14 protein-coding genes are annotated in these 15,466 nt (G+C 67.9%); 8 read left to right on the forward strand and 6 right to left on the reverse strand.

What is annotated here, in order from left to right:
* Window positions 1-27: 27 nt before the first annotated feature.
* The 4 genes from BM214_RS05225 to BM214_RS05240 all read left to right on the forward strand — a co-directional run bounded on the left by BM214_RS05225 (window position 28) and on the right by BM214_RS05240 (window position 6,073).
* A complete protein-coding gene (locus BM214_RS05225) occupies window positions 28-2,799 on the forward strand; it encodes a TRAP transporter permease (protein ID WP_090484220.1) in 2,772 nt (923 codons plus the stop codon).
* Window positions 2,800-2,871: 72 nt separating this feature from the next.
* On the forward strand, window positions 2,872-3,603 hold the full coding sequence (locus BM214_RS05230; RefSeq protein WP_090484222.1) for a metallophosphoesterase: 732 nt from the start codon (window positions 2,872-2,874) through the stop codon (window positions 3,601-3,603).
* Between the two features lie 132 nt (window positions 3,604-3,735).
* The gene (locus tag BM214_RS05235) at window positions 3,736-4,926 is read left to right on the forward strand and encodes a pyridoxal-phosphate-dependent aminotransferase family protein (protein ID WP_090484224.1); all 1,191 of its coding nucleotides are present in this window, start codon (window positions 3,736-3,738) and stop codon (window positions 4,924-4,926) included.
* Between the two features lie 34 nt (window positions 4,927-4,960).
* Window positions 4,961-6,073, forward strand: coding sequence for an AI-2E family transporter (locus BM214_RS05240; RefSeq protein ID WP_090484226.1), 1,113 nt, complete (start codon window positions 4,961-4,963; stop codon window positions 6,071-6,073).
* A gap of 18 nt (window positions 6,074-6,091) precedes the next feature.
* Here BM214_RS05240 and BM214_RS05245 read toward each other — a convergent pair whose 3' ends face one another.
* Window positions 6,092-6,610 carry a hypothetical protein gene (locus BM214_RS05245; RefSeq protein WP_090484228.1) on the reverse strand — a complete coding sequence of 173 codons (519 nt, stop codon included), beginning with the start codon at window positions 6,608-6,610 and terminating at the stop codon, window positions 6,092-6,094.
* 110 nt (window positions 6,611-6,720) lie between these two features.
* Here BM214_RS05245 and BM214_RS05250 point away from each other — a divergent pair, with 110 nt between their 5' ends.
* Window positions 6,721-7,002: a metal-sensing transcriptional repressor gene (locus BM214_RS05250; RefSeq protein WP_090484233.1), complete on the forward strand. Its 282-nt coding sequence runs from the start codon at window positions 6,721-6,723 to the stop codon at window positions 7,000-7,002.
* An 87-nt stretch (window positions 7,003-7,089) separates the two neighbouring features.
* Here the strand turns inward: BM214_RS05250 and BM214_RS05255 are convergent, their stop codons facing one another.
* Both BM214_RS05255 and BM214_RS05260 read right to left on the reverse strand, forming a co-directional pair.
* Window positions 7,090-8,259, reverse strand: coding sequence for a GGDEF domain-containing protein (locus BM214_RS05255; protein ID WP_090484234.1), 1,170 nt, complete (start codon window positions 8,257-8,259; stop codon window positions 7,090-7,092).
* 89 nt (window positions 8,260-8,348) lie between these two features.
* Window positions 8,349-9,578 carry an MFS transporter gene (locus BM214_RS05260; RefSeq protein ID WP_090484236.1) on the reverse strand — a complete coding sequence of 410 codons (1,230 nt, stop codon included), beginning with the start codon at window positions 9,576-9,578 and terminating at the stop codon, window positions 8,349-8,351.
* A gap of 86 nt (window positions 9,579-9,664) precedes the next feature.
* Here BM214_RS05260 and BM214_RS05265 point away from each other — a divergent pair, with 86 nt between their 5' ends.
* The 3 genes from BM214_RS05265 (at window position 9,665) to BM214_RS05275 (ending at window position 13,121) form a co-directional block, all read left to right on the forward strand.
* Window positions 9,665-11,722 (forward strand): site-specific recombinase, encoded by a 2,058-nt coding sequence (locus BM214_RS05265; protein WP_090484238.1) that lies wholly within the window; start codon window positions 9,665-9,667, stop codon window positions 11,720-11,722.
* A 61-nt stretch (window positions 11,723-11,783) separates the two neighbouring features.
* Complete coding sequence (locus BM214_RS05270) at window positions 11,784-12,329, forward strand: DUF2058 domain-containing protein (RefSeq protein WP_090484240.1); 546 nt, start codon at window positions 11,784-11,786, stop codon at window positions 12,327-12,329.
* 399 nt (window positions 12,330-12,728) lie between these two features.
* The gene (locus BM214_RS05275; protein ID WP_090484242.1) at window positions 12,729-13,121 is read left to right on the forward strand and encodes a diacylglycerol kinase; all 393 of its coding nucleotides are present in this window, start codon (window positions 12,729-12,731) and stop codon (window positions 13,119-13,121) included.
* Between the two features lie 180 nt (window positions 13,122-13,301).
* Here BM214_RS05275 and BM214_RS05280 read toward each other — a convergent pair whose 3' ends face one another.
* The 3 genes from BM214_RS05280 to BM214_RS05290 are packed head-to-tail and all read right to left on the reverse strand — an operon-like array spanning window position 13,302 to window position 15,448.
* The gene (locus BM214_RS05280; protein WP_280521883.1) at window positions 13,302-14,501 is read right to left on the reverse strand and encodes a BaiN/RdsA family NAD(P)/FAD-dependent oxidoreductase; all 1,200 of its coding nucleotides are present in this window, start codon (window positions 14,499-14,501) and stop codon (window positions 13,302-13,304) included.
* A gap of 13 nt (window positions 14,502-14,514) precedes the next feature.
* Window positions 14,515-14,952, reverse strand: a complete 438-nt coding sequence (gene arfB / locus BM214_RS05285; protein WP_090484244.1) for an alternative ribosome rescue aminoacyl-tRNA hydrolase ArfB — start codon at window positions 14,950-14,952, stop codon at window positions 14,515-14,517.
* A 19-nt stretch (window positions 14,953-14,971) separates the two neighbouring features.
* A complete protein-coding gene (locus BM214_RS05290; RefSeq protein WP_090484246.1) occupies window positions 14,972-15,448 on the reverse strand; it encodes an LEA/WHy family protein in 477 nt (158 codons plus the stop codon).
* Window positions 15,449-15,466: the final 18 nt, after the last annotated feature.

Here is a 15,466-nt window from a genome sequence, read left to right on the forward strand (position 1 = left end):
CGTTGGAGCGAAAGGACGGAGGAGCGGATGCACGCGGCGGAGGAATCCATACACCGGGACCAGCCGGCCCAGGCCGCACGCATGGAGACCGGCGCCCGTGAGCCGGGGACCCTGGGACGATGGGTGATCGCCGCCGCCGCCCTGGCCTGGTCCCTGTTCCAGCTCTGGATCGCCTCCCCCCTGCCCTATTGGCTGGACTGGTTCATCGTCTCCGAGACCCGGGCCCGGGCCATCCACCTGGCATTCGCCGTCTTCCTGGCCTTCATGGCCTTCCCGGCCGTGAACCCCATGGCCCGCATGCGCCCCCTGGCGGGGCCCCTGTGGCTCGCCGCCGGCCTTGTCCTGCTGGCCCTGGCGGCCCTGTCCTGGCCCGAACCGGACATCCGGATCCCGTTTGCCGCCATGGGCGCGGTGTTCCTGCTGGCGGCCTGGGCGGCCCTGCGTTCGCGCCCCGCACGCCGGGGCACGCCCGCCGGCGATGTGCTCCTGGGGCTTTTGGCGGCCTTCTGCGCCGCCTATCTCTTCCTCTTCCACGAACAATTGGCCCAGCGCCCCGGCGCCCCCACGACCCTGGATCTGACGGCGGCCGGTTGCGGCCTGATCCTGCTGCTGGAAGCCACCCGGCGGACCCTGGGGCCGGCCCTCATGGTCATCGCCGGGATCTTCCTGACCTACACCTTCGCCGGCCCCTGGATGCCGGAGATGATCGCCCATGCCGGGGCCTCCTTCGGCCGCGCCATGTCGCAGCAGTGGCTCTCCACCGAGGGGGTGTTCGGCATCGCCCTGGGGGTCTCCACCAGCTTCGTCTTCCTGTTCGTGCTCTTCGGCGCCCTGCTGGAGCGGGCGGGGGGCGGGGGCTACTTCATCCGTGTGGCCTTCGCCCTGCTGGGACACCTGCGGGGCGGACCCGCCAAGGCGGCGGTGGTGGCCTCGGGGATGACGGGCATCGTCTCGGGATCCTCCATCGCCAACGTGGTCACCACCGGCACCTTCACCATCCCGCTGATGAAGAAGGTGGGCTTTCCCGCCCACAAGGCCGGGGCCGTGGAGGTGAGCAGTTCCGTCAACGGACAGCTGATGCCGCCGGTGATGGGGGCGGCCGCCTTCCTCATGGTGGAGTACGTGGGCATCCCCTACGTGGAGGTGATCCGCCACGCCTTCCTGCCGGCGGTGATCTCCTACATCGCCCTGTTCTACATCGTCCACCTGGAGGCCCTGAAGGCGGGGATGCAGGGCCTGCCGCGGCGCGGGGGCGGCACGCTGCGGGGACGGCTGCTGGCCTGGGGGATGACCGTCTCCGGCTTCTTCCTCCTGGCCGGCGCCACCTACTACGGCCTGGGCTGGGTCCAGACCGTGGCCGGTGCCGCCGCCTCGCCGATCATCGCCCTGCTGGTGCTCACCGCCTACCTGGGGCTGCTGCGGCTGGCCTGCCGCGCCCCGGCCCCGGTGGAACCGGACAACGAGATGACCCAGCCACCCGCCCCCGGCCCCACCCTCCAGGGCGGGCTGCACTTCCTCCTGCCGGTGGTGGTGCTGGTGTGGTGCCTGGTGGTGGAGCGCCTCTCCCCGGCCCTGTCCGCCTTCTGGGCCGTGGCCTTTCTGATCTTCATCATGCTCACCCAGCATCCCCTCTCGGCGCTCATGACCCGGGGCGAGGGGACCGACGATGGCGGGGCAAGCCGGCCCCGCAGGCTCGGGCAAGCGGCGCTGCGGGGACTGCGGGAACTGGGGGATGCCCTGATCCTGGGCGCGCGCAACATGGTGGGCATCGGCGTGGCCACGGCGGCGGCGGGCATCATCGTGGGCACCGTGGCCATGACGGGCATCGGCCTGGCCATGGCGGACCTGGTGGGCTTTCTCTCCGGCGGCAACCTGCTGGCCATGCTCGCCCTCACCGGGGTCATCTGCCTGATCCTGGGGCTGGGGCTGCCCACCACCGCCAACTACATCATCGTGGCCACCCTCATGGCGCCGGTGATCGTGGAGCTGGGTTCGGCCCAGGGCCTGCTGATCCCCCTCATCGCCGCCCACCTGTTCGTCTTCTACTTCGGCATCCTGGCGGACGTCACCCCGCCCGTGGGGCTGGCCTCCTTCGCCGCCGCCGCCCTCTCCGGGGCCGATCCCCTGCGCACCGGGGTGCAGGCCTTCGTCTACAGCCTGCGCACCGTCACCCTACCCTTCCTGTTCCTGTTCAACACCCAGCTGCTGCTCATCGGCGTGGACGGACCGGGGCAACTGCTGCTCACCGTGTTCGGCGCCCTCACCGGGATCCTGGTCTTCGCCGCCGCCACCCAGGGCTGGTTCCTCACCCGCAGCCGGTGGAACGAGAACCTGGCCCTGCTGCTGGCGGCCCTGGTGCTGTTCGCCCCGAACCTGCTCATGGACCGCCTGCACCCGCCCCATGAGGCCCTGCCGGCGGACCGCCTGCTGGAGATCACCGAGGACCTGCCCGCCGGGGCACGGCTGCGCCTGGCGGTGGAGGGCATGGACATGGAAGGCCGTTCCGTGGAACGGGTGGCCATGCTACCCCTGGGGGATCCGGCAGCGGCCCGCAAGCGCCTGTCCCAGGCCGGCCTGGGGGTGATGACCCTGGGCGATACGGTGCGCATCAGCTTCGTCTCCTTCGGCAGCCCCGCCGATCGCATGGGCCTGGAATCCGGCTGGCGCATCACCCATGTGCTGGTGCCCGCGGACCGTCCCGCCCCGGAATGGTTCTACCTCCCCGCCCTGGCCCTGGTGGTGGCGGTGGCGGCCCTGCAGCGCCGGCGAAGCCGGGCGATGGAGGACACCAAGGGATAGCCCCGCGGAACCCCGCACGCCCCATGGAGACCAACCCGGGGACCACCCGACAGCCGAGACCGGAACATACCCATGGGCAGACTGCTGCAGAGACTGGAGCGCAACACCCGGGGACGGGACTTCGTCGCCGGCGATCTCCACGGCATGTTCAGCCTGCTGGAGCAGGGGCTGGAACGGCTGGGGTTCGACCCGGAGAGGGATCGGGTCATCGGCGTCGGCGACCTGGTGGACCGGGGTCCGGAATCCCACCGGGTTCTGGAGTTCCTGGAACGGCCCTGGTTCTTCGCCGTGCGCGGCAACCACGAGGAACTGCTCCTGGCCGCGGAGACGGACCCCGAGCTGGGCATGGAGTGGATGATGTTCAACGGCGGCGCCTGGTGGGCCCGGGTGGATCCCGAGCTGCAGGACCGCTTCCGCCGCCGCCTGCGGGCCCTGCCCCTGGCCCTGGAGATCGACACCGACCCCGGCCGCGTGGGGGTGGTCCATGCCGACGTGCCCCAGGACATGGACTGGAACCGCTTCCTGGATGCCCTCGCCGATGACACCGCCGTGCGGGATCATGCCCTATGGTCACGGCAGCGCATCGGCCAGATCCGCGCCGGGGACAGTGTGCCGCCGGTGCGCGGGCTGGAGGCCCTGCTGGTGGGGCACACCCCCGTGCCCGAACCGCTGCAGGCGGGCAACGTCTGGTTCCTGGACACCGGCGCCGCCCAGGGTAGTCTCTTGCCCCAGCCGCGTCTGACCCTGGCGCAGATCCAGCCCCATTTCGCCCTGCACAGCTTCCCGGCGGCACCGGCAAGATGACATCCACGGCTTGCAACCCGCCCATGGGCGTTCGAAACTGCTTTCTTGTGCACCGCATCCCGGGCTCCGTATAATCCGGGAAGTTTTGATTTTTCTAAATCAATACAATCACTTTCAACGATGGTGAACCTTATGAGCGGAGACTCCTTCCACCCCCCCGTGCGCACCCTCATGGGCCCCGGCCCGTCGGACATGAATCCCCGCGTCCTGGCGGCCATGGGCCGCCCCATCATCGGCCATCTGGATCCCGCCTTCGTGGGCATGATGGATCAGATGAAGGTGCTTTTGCAGTACGCCTTCCAGACCGAGAACGAACTGACCCTGCCGGTCTCCGCCCCCGGGTCCGCCGGCATGGAGACCTGCTTCGTCAACCTGGTGGAGCCCGGCGACAAGGTGGTGGTGTGCATCAACGGGGTCTTCGGCCAGCGCATGAAGGAGAACGTGGAGCGCTGCGGCGCCACCCCCGTGGTGGTGGAGGACGACTGGGGTCAGCCCGTGGATGCGCAGAAGCTGGACAGTACCCTGGCCGCCCATCCGGACGCCCGTCTGGTGGCCTTTGTCCACGCCGAGACCTCCACCGGCGCCTGCTCCGACGTGAAGACCCTCACCCAGGTGGCCCACGCCCACGACTGCCTGGTGATCGTGGACTCGGTCACGGGCCTTGGCGGCAGCGAGCTGCGGGTGGACGACTGGGGCGTGGACGCCATCTACTCCGGCACCCAGAAATGCCTCTCCTGCACCCCGGGGCTGTCGCCGGTGAGCTTCGGGCCGCGGGCGGTGGAACGCATCCAGTCGCGCAAGCACAAGGTGCAGAGCTGGTTCCTGGACCTGAACCTCATCATGGGCTACTGGGGCTCCGGCGGCGGCAAGCGGGCCTATCACCACACCGCCCCCATCAACGCCCTCTACGCCCTGCATGAGGCCCTGGTGCTGCTGCATGAGGAGGGCCTGGAGAACGCCTGGGCCCGCCACCGCCACCACCACGAGGCCCTGAAGGCGGGCCTGGAGGCCATGGGCCTTGCACTGCTGGTGGAGGAACCCCACCGCCTGCCCCAGCTCAACGCCGTGAAGGTGCCCGAAGGGGTGGACGAGGCCGCCGTGCGCACCCGTCTGCTGCAGCGATACGGCCTGGAAATCGGCGCCGGCCTGGGCCCCCTGGCGGGCCGGATCTGGCGCATCGGCCTCATGGGCTTTGCCTGCAACGCCAAGAACGTGCGCCTATGCCTGCATGCCCTGGAATCGGTGCTCACGGAGATGGGGGCCCCGGTGGAACGCGGCGCCGCCCTCCCCGCCGCCGAACGGATCTACGGCGTGACGGCCTGATCCGTCCCCCCCACGCGACGCAGCGAGGCCCCCGATGCAAGAGGCCCTGGAAAAACGCTCCTTCCTCATCCTGCTGGTGCTGGTCACCGGGCTCTTTCTCTACCTGATGAAGCCCTTCTTCGGGGCCGTGCTCTGGGCCTGCATCATCGGGGTGCTCTTCCACCCGGTGCAGGTGCGCCTGGAGGCCCGATGGGGGCAACGCCCCAACCTCACGGCCCTGACCACCCTCACCCTCTGCGTGGTCATGGTGATCATCCCGGTGCTGTTCGTGCTGGGTTCCTTCGTGCGCGAGGGGGCGGCCCTGTACCAGGCCCTGCAGAGCGGGCAGATCGACCCTGGGGCCTACCTGGACCGTATCCGCCAGGCCTTCCCCGTGATCCAGGACCTGCTGGACCGTCTCCAGGTGGATGTGGAGGGCCTCAAGCAACGGCTGGGGGACGCCGCCCTCACCACCAGCGGCTTCATCGCCCAGAACACCCTGCAGGTGGGACGCAACACCCTGCAGTTCTTTATCAGCCTGGGGCTGATGCTCTACCTGGCCTTCTTCCTGCTCCGGGACGGGGAAAAGCTGCTCCTGCTGCTGGAACGGGCCCTGCCCATCGGGGATGAGCGCGAGCGCCTGCTGTTCGCCCGCTTCTCCGAGGTGGCCCGGGCCACGGTCAAGGGCAACCTGGTGGTGGCCACCATCCAGGGCACCCTGGGCGGGCTGGTCTTCTGGGTACTGGGCATCCCCGGGGCCCTGCTCTGGGGGGTGGTGATGATCCTGCTCTCCCTCATCCCGGTGGTGGGCGCCGGCCTCATCTGGGGCCCGGTAGCCATCTACCTCTTCGCCGTGGGCGACTGGGTGCAGGGGCTGGTGCTGGTGATCTTCGGCGCCGGGGTCATCGGCCTGGTGGACAACATCCTGCGCCCCATCCTGGTGGGCCGGGACACCAAGCTCCCGGACTACGTGGTGCTGCTCTCCACCCTGGGGGGCCTCGTCACCTTCGGCATGAACGGCTTTGTCATCGGCCCCCTGATCGCCGTGCTCTTCGCCGCCTTCTGGGGCATCTTCATCCGTGATTTCCATATCCTGCCGGAGGAGGAGCCACCCCCCCCGGCAATGGAAAAGGAGAATGGTCAGGACCCGGGGGATGGAGCAACTTGATCCCGCAGCGTGCGGTCCTCACCTGGCTCTGTCCTTCCAGGCGGCGTGGCATGTCACACAAGACGTGTTCAGATCCTGCAGGGATTGGCTGGCGCCGGGCCAATCCCCCTTGGCCGCGGCCTCGGCGGTGGCCTCGGTATACCGATCCAGCAATCTGTCAAACTTTACAAGACTCGCCTTAAAGCCCTTCTGGTGCTCTTCTGGCATGATCTCCCAGGGGACATGGTTCGGAGCCGGATGGGTCAGGATGGTCTCGGCCCCTTCCTGCACCATCTGCTTGTTCTGGCGGAGAATGCCTTCGTGCATCATGCCCGAAGCCACGCCCATGATCTCCATGAGCTGACGGTAGCTCATGTCGGCCTTGTCCATGCCCGCCACAAGCTGCTCAGCCGTTCCCTCCTGGGCATGGACAGAAGAAACCATGATGCCAATCCCTATTGCCAAGATCGTTGCTTTCATTTCACCCCCCGCATTCGATTCATACTCAATGGCCACCCGTGCCTTGGAGCCGATCCTCTCCCGCTCATGGACGCTCATGGAAAATAAATACAAAAAAATCAGTAACTTGATTTCTTTACGCGATTATCCTGTATCCCCCCCGGGGGGATACAGGGGACTCTAAACCTTAGCGAACCCGGAAACAAGCGATGCAGGACAAGACCCATCTACATCAGAGCCACGGCGAAATCATCAAGCGGTTGAAAAGGGTCGACGGCCATCTGGGCCACGTTATTGCGATGCTCGAAGAGGGTCACCGTTGCGTGGACATCGCGCAGCAACTCCACGCGGTAGAAAAGGGAATATGCCAGGCGAAACGGACCTTAATCCAGGATCACCTGGATCATTGCCTGGAAGAAGCAACGAAGGCCCGGGCGCAAGGAGCTTCTGTCTCATTGGAGGAATTCAAGGAGATCACAAAGTATCTGTAGCTGTTGGATTGTTGCCTGAATCTACCGGGGAATGATGATGAGACGTTGTCCAGAAAATGATGCGAGGATGACGGATCTCGAAGACCGTCAAGACAGGCCAGCCCCTGGCGGGGTGGCCTTTTCACTCCCCCCGAAGAAATCCTCCTCCGGCGTGTTGGCGGAGCGGATGCAGCCCCTTCCGGCGCGCTTGGCCAGGTAGACGCTGTCGTCGGCCCGTTGGATGAGCTCGTCCGGGTGGGTCATGGAGGTGGTGCGCACGGCCACGCCGATGCTGGCGCTGCCCCGCCAGGCCTCGTCCCCCGTGGGCACGCGCAGGGCCGACACGGCCGCCTCCACCTGCTTCGCGACGTGCAAGGCCCCGCGGTAGGGCGTGTCCGGACACAGCACCAGGAATTCATCGCCCCCCAGGCGGCAGACGACATCGTCGTTGCGCAGGCTGTGTTTGAGGGTCCGGGCCAGGGCCACCAGCACCTGATCGCCGCTGTCGTGGCCATAGGTATCGTTCACCTCCTTGAAGTGATCCGCGTCGATCATCATGCAGGCCAGGGGGCGGCCCGTGTCGGAGGACTCGTCCCACAGGGCCCGGAGTTCCTTCATGGCGTGGCGCCGGTTGGGCAGTCCGGTGAGGACGTCCGTGCGCGAGAGCACCTCCAGGCGGCGGTTGGCCTCGGACAGCTCCCGCGTGCGCGCCGCCACCCGGGCCTCCAGGGAGTGATTCAGCTGCAGCAGTTGCCGGTTGCGCTCGGAGACCAGGGAGAACAATCCGCTCAGGGCCGTCAACAGCGGCCCGGTGGCCGCATCGCTCTCCTTCTCCTGCGCCTCGAAGGCCGCCTCGGCGGTGGATCCCGCCCGGATGGCGGCGATCTGCCGGGCCATGTTCTGATCCTGCCCCAGGATGTGAAAGGCCAGCCAATGGGATAGATAATCCAGCAGATACCGTCCCGCCTGGGACACCCCCTTGTCCAGGGCCTCGTGCAACTGGGTGACCTCTTCCAGAAAACCGCGGTGGGCGGCCACATGGGCCTCCATGTGGCGGGGGTCCACCCCCACCGACTGCATCAGTGTCTCCTCCTCCCGGAAATGGTAATCGGCATAATCCGCCAGTTGCCGGTAGAGGGCCTCCAGATCCCCCCGGTGGATCCGGTTGCTCCCCATCAACCCGCCCAGTTGGTTGATCAGTTCCACCAGGTGGTGGTGCTGCTGGTCCACGGCCGCAAGACCGGTGACGAAGCGTTCATTCCACTGGAAAGCGCGCATACGGGCCGACCCCTAGTCGGGATGATTCGATTGATTTAGACACGATACACCGCACCGGGCCGTGCCACCATTGCGGGGGATCTGCCGGCTCAGGGATCCCGGCCCAAGGCCCCCCAGGACACCCCCAGCGCCACCACGATGTAGCCGGCCAGGACCAGGGCCACCCTCTCCATGTCCAGACCGGCGTCCAGGGCCAGCCCCGCCGTCACCGGTGTGATGGCCGTGGACAGGACCATGGCGGCATGGGCCATGGCGCGGATGGCCCCCAGGTGGGCCGTGCCGTAGAGCACGGGCCAAAGGGCCCCCAGCAGGGTGCCCGCACCGCCGATGGACAGCCCCATGAGGGACATGAAGACCCACGCCAGGAGCGGATGATCCAGGGTGGCCACCAGCAACAGCCCGGCGAGCATGGGCAGCAGGAAGAGCCGCAGCATGGGCCGGGGCCCCATGCGGTCCAGGAGGATGCCCGAGACCAGAAGCCCCAGCACGTGGGCCGCGGCAAACCCGGTGAAGGCCCCCGCCAGCGCCTCCAGGGACCAGCCCTTGTCGGCGGCCAGCTGGGCCAGATGGAACACCATGGCCGTCATCACGAAAGGCGGTGCCAGCACCACCGGAAGGATGCGGTAGAAGCGCAGGTCCCGCAGCACCTCGCCCCGGGTCCACTGGCGGCGGCGCGGCCGGCCCGAACCCTCCTGTCCGCCCCCCTCGGCCTGGGCGGCATCGGCGGCATCGACATGGACCCGGCCCCGCAGCAGCCACAGCAGCAGGGGCAGGAACACCACCACCATGGCCCCGGCGGCGAGCCCCCAGGTGGCGCGCCAGCCCACAAGGCCGATGAGGGCCACGGCCGCGGCGGGCATCACCGCCTCCGCCAGGGGCAATCCCTTGGAGGCGATGCTCACCGCCTTGCCCCGATGGGTCTCGAAATGGCGCGCCATGCTGGTGGAGGCCGTGTGCATGAACAGCCCCTGGCCGCAGAAGCGCAGCAGGAACAGCCCCAGCACCAGGGCCGCCGCCGAGGTGGCCGAGGCCATCACCAGGCAGCCGGCGGCCACCCCCAGGGCTACACCGGTGACGAATCGGGACAGGGACACGCGGTCGATCCATCCCCCGGCCCAGGCCACCAGCAGGCCACTGCCCAGGGTGGCCAGGGAATACAGCAGACCGTAGTGGCCATGGCTCAGGTCAAAGGCCGCCCGAAGTTCCGCCCCGAACACCCCCACATAGAAGGTCTGCCCGTAGCCGGACAGGGCAGCGGCCAGGACACCGAAGAACAGGAAGCGCCCATTGCGGCGCACAAAGCGAAGGTAATCCGTCATGGACCCAGTGTACCGCGTCCGCCGGGCGGGTGACTTTGCGCCCCCGATACCCCGACAATGGCGCCATCGATCCAGAGGGGAAGGCCATGGATACGGATTCGGTGGAGGATCTGCTGCAACAACTGAGGGCACACCTGGATGCGGACGGGGCCCCGGCCCTGCTGCCGGTGCTGCGGGCCGTGGTGGACTGGCTGCGGCCGCAGGACCCGCGCCGCGCGGATCAGGCGGTGGAGCGCATCCGGATCTTCCATGCGGCCATCACCGCCGACACGGACCTGCACCAGGGGCTCCAGGCCCTGCTGCAGGAGGGGCTGGGGGAGGCCCGCCACCTGCCCCTGTACACCGAGATCGGCCTGTTCTCCCGCCGGGGGTTTCTCAAGGAACTGGGCCAGCGGGTGTACGAGAAGATCAATCCCAGACCCAGGGACCCCCAGAACCTGCGGGACGTGCTGGCCCTGGTCTTCGATCACCCCGAGGACCCGCAATGGGTGGTGGCGGTGCCGGACGATGCCTGGCTCATGCTGCTGGACTGCTTCGAGGACCTGGGCCGGGAGGGCGGCCCGGCCCTGAAGCGCGCCCGGGAACAGGTGCTCTACGCCCTGGAGATGCTCTCCCTGTGGGTGGCGGCGGAGGAACTGGAACCGGAACTGCTGCGCCTGGACCCGCGCATCGCCGAGCGCAACTCCCCCTTCGTGGCCCAGGAACGGGAGATCTCCGCCTACGTGAAGGACTACAACGCCTGGCTGGAGGACCCGCAGCGGACCTTCCACGATGACCGCCACGCCCGGGTGCTGCTGGAACAGTGCGCCGAACAGATCCAGCGCTTCCACCGCCGCGCCGTCACCCATGGCAGCAGCATCGGCCTCACGCATCTGCTGCAGCGCCTGGACCAGACCCTCACCCGCATGCGCGACCTGCTGGACATGCTGGACCCGGAAGACCCGGTGAAGCGGCGCTGTACCGCCGCCCGGCTGTTCCGCGCCCTGGTGGTGGAAAACGCCCGCCAGCGCTGCATCAAGGCCCTGTGGCAGGACAGCGTGCGCCTGGTGTCGCGCAGCATCACCGAGCAATCCGGCGAGACCGGCGAGCACTACATCACGCGCGACCGGCGCGAATACCTCCAGCTGCTGGCCTCCGGGGCCGGCGCGGGCCTGGTCATCGCCCTCATGGCCCTGATCAAGATCCACATCCTGCAATGGGACCTCTCCCCCGGCTGGGAGACCGTCTGGGTGTGTCTCAACTACGGCCTGGGATTCGTCCTCATCCACATATTGCACTTCACCGTGGCCACCAAGCAGCCGGCCATGACCGCCGCGCGGCTCTCGGCGGTGATCGAAGCCGGCGAGCGCGGCGCCGCCAACCAGACCCAGCTGGCGGAGCTGCTGCTGCAGGTGGGGCGCTCCCAGTTCGCCGCCGTGCTGGGCAACGTGGGCGTGGCCCTGCCGGTGGCCCTGGGGCTGGGATGGGCCGCCCTGAACCTCTTCGGGGCCCCGCTCGTGGAGACCGAACAGGCGCACTACCTGCTCCACGGCCTGCGCCCCCTGGCAGGGCTGGCCCTGTTCTACGCCGCCATCGCCGGGGTCTGGCTGTTCGTCTCGGGCCTCATCGCCGGCTACTTCGACAACCGCTGCGCCTCCCTGCAACTGGGGGCCCGACTGCGGGACAACCCCCACCTGGCCCGCGTCCTCTCCCCCTGCCTGCGCCAGCGCCTGGCGGATTACCTGGACCACAACTACGGCGCCCTGGCGGGCAATTTCCTCTTCGGCGTGCTCCTGGGGATCACCGGATGGGTGGGGCTCGTCCTGGGCCTGCCCCTGGACATCCGCCACGTGGCCTTCGCCTCCGCCAACCTGGGCTACGCCACCTCCGTACAGGACCTGACGATGCCCGTCTTCGCCCTGCACTTCCTGTTCGTGCTGCTCATCGGGGCCGTCAACCTCTGGGTGAGCTTCGCCCTGGCCCTGTACGTGGCCCTGCGCTCCCGGGGCGTGCGCCTGGGGGACCTGCGCCAGCTCTCCCACGCCTATGTCCAAGCGGTACGCCGCCGCCCCCTGGAGTTCATCCTGCCCCCGGTACCGGAACCCGAGGATCCGGAGGCGACCCACGGCAGCGGCAAGCCCCGGAACGACGCCCACGACCCATGACCCGCAAGGGCCGGAGCGTTTAGAATGAACGGCCCTCCCCAAGCATCACCCGCGGATACCCATGGCCAATGCACTGCAGGAACAGCTCCTGAAATCGGGGCTGGTGGACGAGAAGAAGCTCAAGCAGGCCCGCCAGTCCAGCCCGGGCAAAAAGAAGAAGAAAAAGGGCAAGGGCAACGCCGAGGCGGCCCCCGCCCCCAGCGCCGCCGACGAGGCCCGGCGCCGGGAGGCGGAACGCTCGCGCCGGCTCAATGAGGAGCGCAAGGCCGCCGCCGAGCGCAAGGCCCGGGAGGCCCAGATCCGCCAGCTCATCGAGACCCACCGGTTGGACCGGGCCGGCGCGGACGTGGCCTATCACTTCCAGCACGGCCGCGTCATCCGCCACGTGTACGTCACCCCAAAACAGCGGGAACGCCTGGGCAGCGGGCAACTGGCCATCGTCGACCTGGACGGGGCCTACGAGGTGATCCCCCGGGACACGGCCGAGCGCATCGCCGAACGCGACCCCGAACGGTTCCTGGTGCGCAACGACCCGGAACCGAGCGCGCCCAGCGACGAGGACGACCCCTACGCCGGCTACGAGGTACCGGATGACCTGATGTGGTGATGCCTGGGGATGGCGCCACCGGAGTCCGCCCCATCAAGATGATGGCTATCGCTACCGTTTCCGCCCCCCTTTGGGTTTGAATCCGGCCGGTTTGCTGGCGATCCAATGGCCCCCCCTGAATTCAACCAATAACCGCAATGCACCATCCCTCGTTTCTTATCCCCCTTCACCATCGGGGGATTTTTTTTGGTTTCTTCTCTTCCGCAATGCCTTTCTGCCGTGGCTCCATCAAATACTTTTCCCACATCTGGGTCGGTTTGAGGACCGCGGTTCGGGATACAATGCCGTGTGATCGATGGCTCTTTGGGTATCGGAGGGTCGCGCGTTCAATTCGGACCTGGTCGGTCGAACCACCCCGGCTTTGGCCGATTTCTTCCTTTGATTTGTTCGGTTGGAATCATGCGAAAACGCTTTCTGGATAGCGGCCAGCCGGGTTGGCAGCCGTTGGCAAAATTTCGAGTGGCGTTGCGAGGCTTATCGGGGGCAGCAGTTTCGGACTTCAGTGTCCTATACAAGCTACTGATTTCCCTACCCATCATCCTGCTGAGTCTCGTTTACCACCCGTGGCTGGACTCCCTGCTCGTCATACTTGTCACGGTGGTCATGTTGATCGCCGAGCTGCTCAATACGGCCATCGAAGCGTTATGCGACCTAGTGGAGTCGCGCTATGACCGGCAAGTCCGACATATCAAGGACGTGGCTGCGGCCGCCGCCTGGATCGCCATCCTAGTCTGGGTCATTGTCTTGGTGGTGGCTGGAAAGAACCTAGTTCACCACTTCATGGCTTCCTGATCGAATGTATTGACAGCTTGAAATCCCCGCGCAGCAGGTCCGCCACGGACCAGATGAAAGCGGCGAGTTGGGAATGACTTTCGGTGTTCATAATGGTTCGCGTGTGAATTCAGGGGTTCAGGAAGACAGCAGGGAGTGGGTGCTCAAGGAGCAACCCTGGAAAACCTCTTTGCCATGACCTTACGCCCCCACCAGCGACCCCGCCGCATGGCCGGAGGCCCAGGCCCATTGGAAGTTGTAGCCCCCCAGCTGGCCGGTGACGTCCAGGGTCTCGCCGATGAAATGGATCCCCGGGTGATCATGGCAGGCCAGGGTCTTGGAGGAGACGGCATCGGTGTCCACGCCGCCCACCGTCACCTCCGCCGCGCCGTAGCCCTCGGTGCCGGCGGGCCAGACCGTCCAGGACTGGCAGGCGGAGACCACTTGGCGCACCGCCGCTTGACCCATCTGCCCCAGGGGCTGGTCCTCCACCCAATGGCTGCACCAGCACCGGGCCACACGGCGGGTGAGGTGCCGTGCCAGCAGGGTCTGGAGCATCCGCCGGGGATGGGTGCGGCGTTGAGCGTCCAGCAGGGCCTCCAGGTCCATGCCCGGGAAGAGGTCGATGGCAACCGGTTCCCCCGGCCGCCAGTAGGAGGAGGCCTGCAGCACCGCCGGACCGCTCAGGCCCCGGTGGGTGAACAGCAGGTTTTCCGTGAAGGCATGATCCCCCACCCGCACCGTGGCCTTCAGGGCGATGCCGCTGAGGTCCCGGATGCGCTCCAGGGCCCTGCCCTCCAGGGTGAGGGGCACCAGCCCCGGGCGCGGCGGCTGCACCGGGAGACCGAGCTGGCGGGCCAGGTCCAGGCCGAACCCGGTGGTGCCGGTGGTGGGGAAGGAACACCCGCCGGTGGCCACCGCCAGGGCATCGCAGGTCACCATCCCCGCCGGGGTGACCACCTGATGGGGTGGGCCCGCATGCACCTCCACCGCGGGGGCGCGGGTGCGGATCTCCACGCCGGCGTCGGCGCATTCCGCCAGTAGCATGCGCACGATGTCCCGGGCGGAGCGGTCGCAGAACAGGCGCCCGTGCTCCCGTTCGTGATAAGGGATGCCGTGGCGCTCCACCAGGGCGAGGAAGTCCCAGGGGGTGTAGCGGCTCAGGGCGGACTTGACGAAGTGGGGGTTGCGGCAGAGGTAATGCTCCGGGCCCACGTCCCGATTGGTAAAATTGCAGCGTCCGCCGCCGGAGAGGAGGATCTTGCGCCCGGCCTGGCGGGTCTTCTCCAGCACCAGCACGCGCAGCCCCCGGGCCCCGGCCACGGCGGCGCACATGAGCCCGGAGGCCCCGGCACCGAGGACCACCAGATCGTAGTGGGCATTGCCTGGGGCGTGACTCACAAGGCCCCTCCCCTCAGCCGTCCGCGGGGTCGGTCTTCACCGGGCCCCGCAGGGCCTTGGTGCGCCCGCGGCGCACCTTCTCCTCCAGGCGGCGGCGCCGGGCCCCGGCCGTGGGGCGGGTGGGACGGCGCCGGGGTGCGGGACGGGCCGCCGACCGGATGAGGGCCTCCAGGCGCTCCAGGGCATCCGCCCGGTTCTGCTCCTGGCTGCGAAAGCGTTGGGCCTTGATCACCACCACCCCGTCCTTGCTGATGCGCTGATCGTTCAGGGCCAGCAGCCGGTCCTTGCACGGCCGCGGCAGACTCGAGCGCCGGATATCGAAGCGCAGGTGCACGGCGCTGGAGACCTTGTTGACGTTCTGTCCCCCGGCCCCCTGGGCCCGGATGGGGGTGATCTCCACCTCCCAGTCCGACAGGGTGCCCTGGCCCGGGATGGTCAGCAATATGCCCATGGCCGATGCCCATACCGCCTCAGCGGCCGCGCAGGTCCGACAGGGGCAGTTCACCGCGATCCTCCACCGTGAGCACCCGCCCCAGGCCGCCGGCGTCCAGGCGGGCGCGCACGGTGTAGTCCAGGGTATCCCCCCGGGTCTGGCGCAGCAGGTCGTTGAATAGCTTCAGCCCCCCCAGCAGGTCCACCCCCGCCTCCACCTCGAAACGGGATTCCCCGTAGGCGGGCACGGTCTCCAGGTCACGGGCCACGCCGTTGAGCAGGCGGTGCCCCTCCAGGTCCATGGTGTAGCTCATGCCCTTGAGGGGCAGGGACACCGGATTGGGGTTGACCACCCGCAGGCCGAAGGCGAAGCGCGGCGCCATCCCCTGCCCGGGGATCACGCGCACCGACTCCAGGCTCACCGAGGGTTGCTCCAGGGTGGTTTGCAGTGCCGCACAGCCGGAGAGGATCAGGGCAGCGGCCGCCGCCAGAAAGGCCCGTCTCGAGGGGGTCATCTTCGTGCTCCCAAAACC

This window comes from Ectothiorhodospira mobilis (assembly GCF_900114895.1).
Lineage (GTDB): Bacteria > Pseudomonadota > Gammaproteobacteria > Ectothiorhodospirales > Ectothiorhodospiraceae > Ectothiorhodospira > Ectothiorhodospira mobilis_A.

Excerpts from the sequence above, each read along its gene's own strand:
- BM214_RS05225 (WP_090484220.1), top strand. The coding sequence starts at position 28 with ATGCACGCGGCGGAGGAATCCATACACCGGGACCAGCCGGCCCAGGCC.
- BM214_RS05230 (WP_090484222.1), top strand. The coding sequence starts at position 2,872 with ATGGGCAGACTGCTGCAGAGACTGGAGCGCAACACCCGGGGACGGGAC.
- BM214_RS05235 (WP_090484224.1), top strand. The coding sequence starts at position 3,736 with ATGAGCGGAGACTCCTTCCACCCCCCCGTGCGCACCCTCATGGGCCCC.
- BM214_RS05240 (WP_090484226.1), top strand. The coding sequence starts at position 4,961 with ATGCAAGAGGCCCTGGAAAAACGCTCCTTCCTCATCCTGCTGGTGCTG.
- BM214_RS05245 (WP_090484228.1), bottom strand. The coding sequence starts at position 6,610 with ATGAGCGTCCATGAGCGGGAGAGGATCGGCTCCAAGGCACGGGTGGCC.
- BM214_RS05250 (WP_090484233.1), top strand. The coding sequence starts at position 6,721 with ATGCAGGACAAGACCCATCTACATCAGAGCCACGGCGAAATCATCAAG.
- BM214_RS05255 (WP_090484234.1), bottom strand. The coding sequence starts at position 8,259 with ATGCGCGCTTTCCAGTGGAATGAACGCTTCGTCACCGGTCTTGCGGCC.
- BM214_RS05260 (WP_090484236.1), bottom strand. The coding sequence starts at position 9,578 with ATGACGGATTACCTTCGCTTTGTGCGCCGCAATGGGCGCTTCCTGTTC.
- BM214_RS05265 (WP_090484238.1), top strand. The coding sequence starts at position 9,665 with ATGGATACGGATTCGGTGGAGGATCTGCTGCAACAACTGAGGGCACAC.
- BM214_RS05270 (WP_090484240.1), top strand. The coding sequence starts at position 11,784 with ATGGCCAATGCACTGCAGGAACAGCTCCTGAAATCGGGGCTGGTGGAC.
- BM214_RS05275 (WP_090484242.1), top strand. The coding sequence starts at position 12,729 with ATGCGAAAACGCTTTCTGGATAGCGGCCAGCCGGGTTGGCAGCCGTTG.
- arfB (WP_090484244.1), bottom strand. The coding sequence starts at position 14,952 with ATGGGCATATTGCTGACCATCCCGGGCCAGGGCACCCTGTCGGACTGG.
- BM214_RS05290 (WP_090484246.1), bottom strand. The coding sequence starts at position 15,448 with ATGACCCCCTCGAGACGGGCCTTTCTGGCGGCGGCCGCTGCCCTGATC.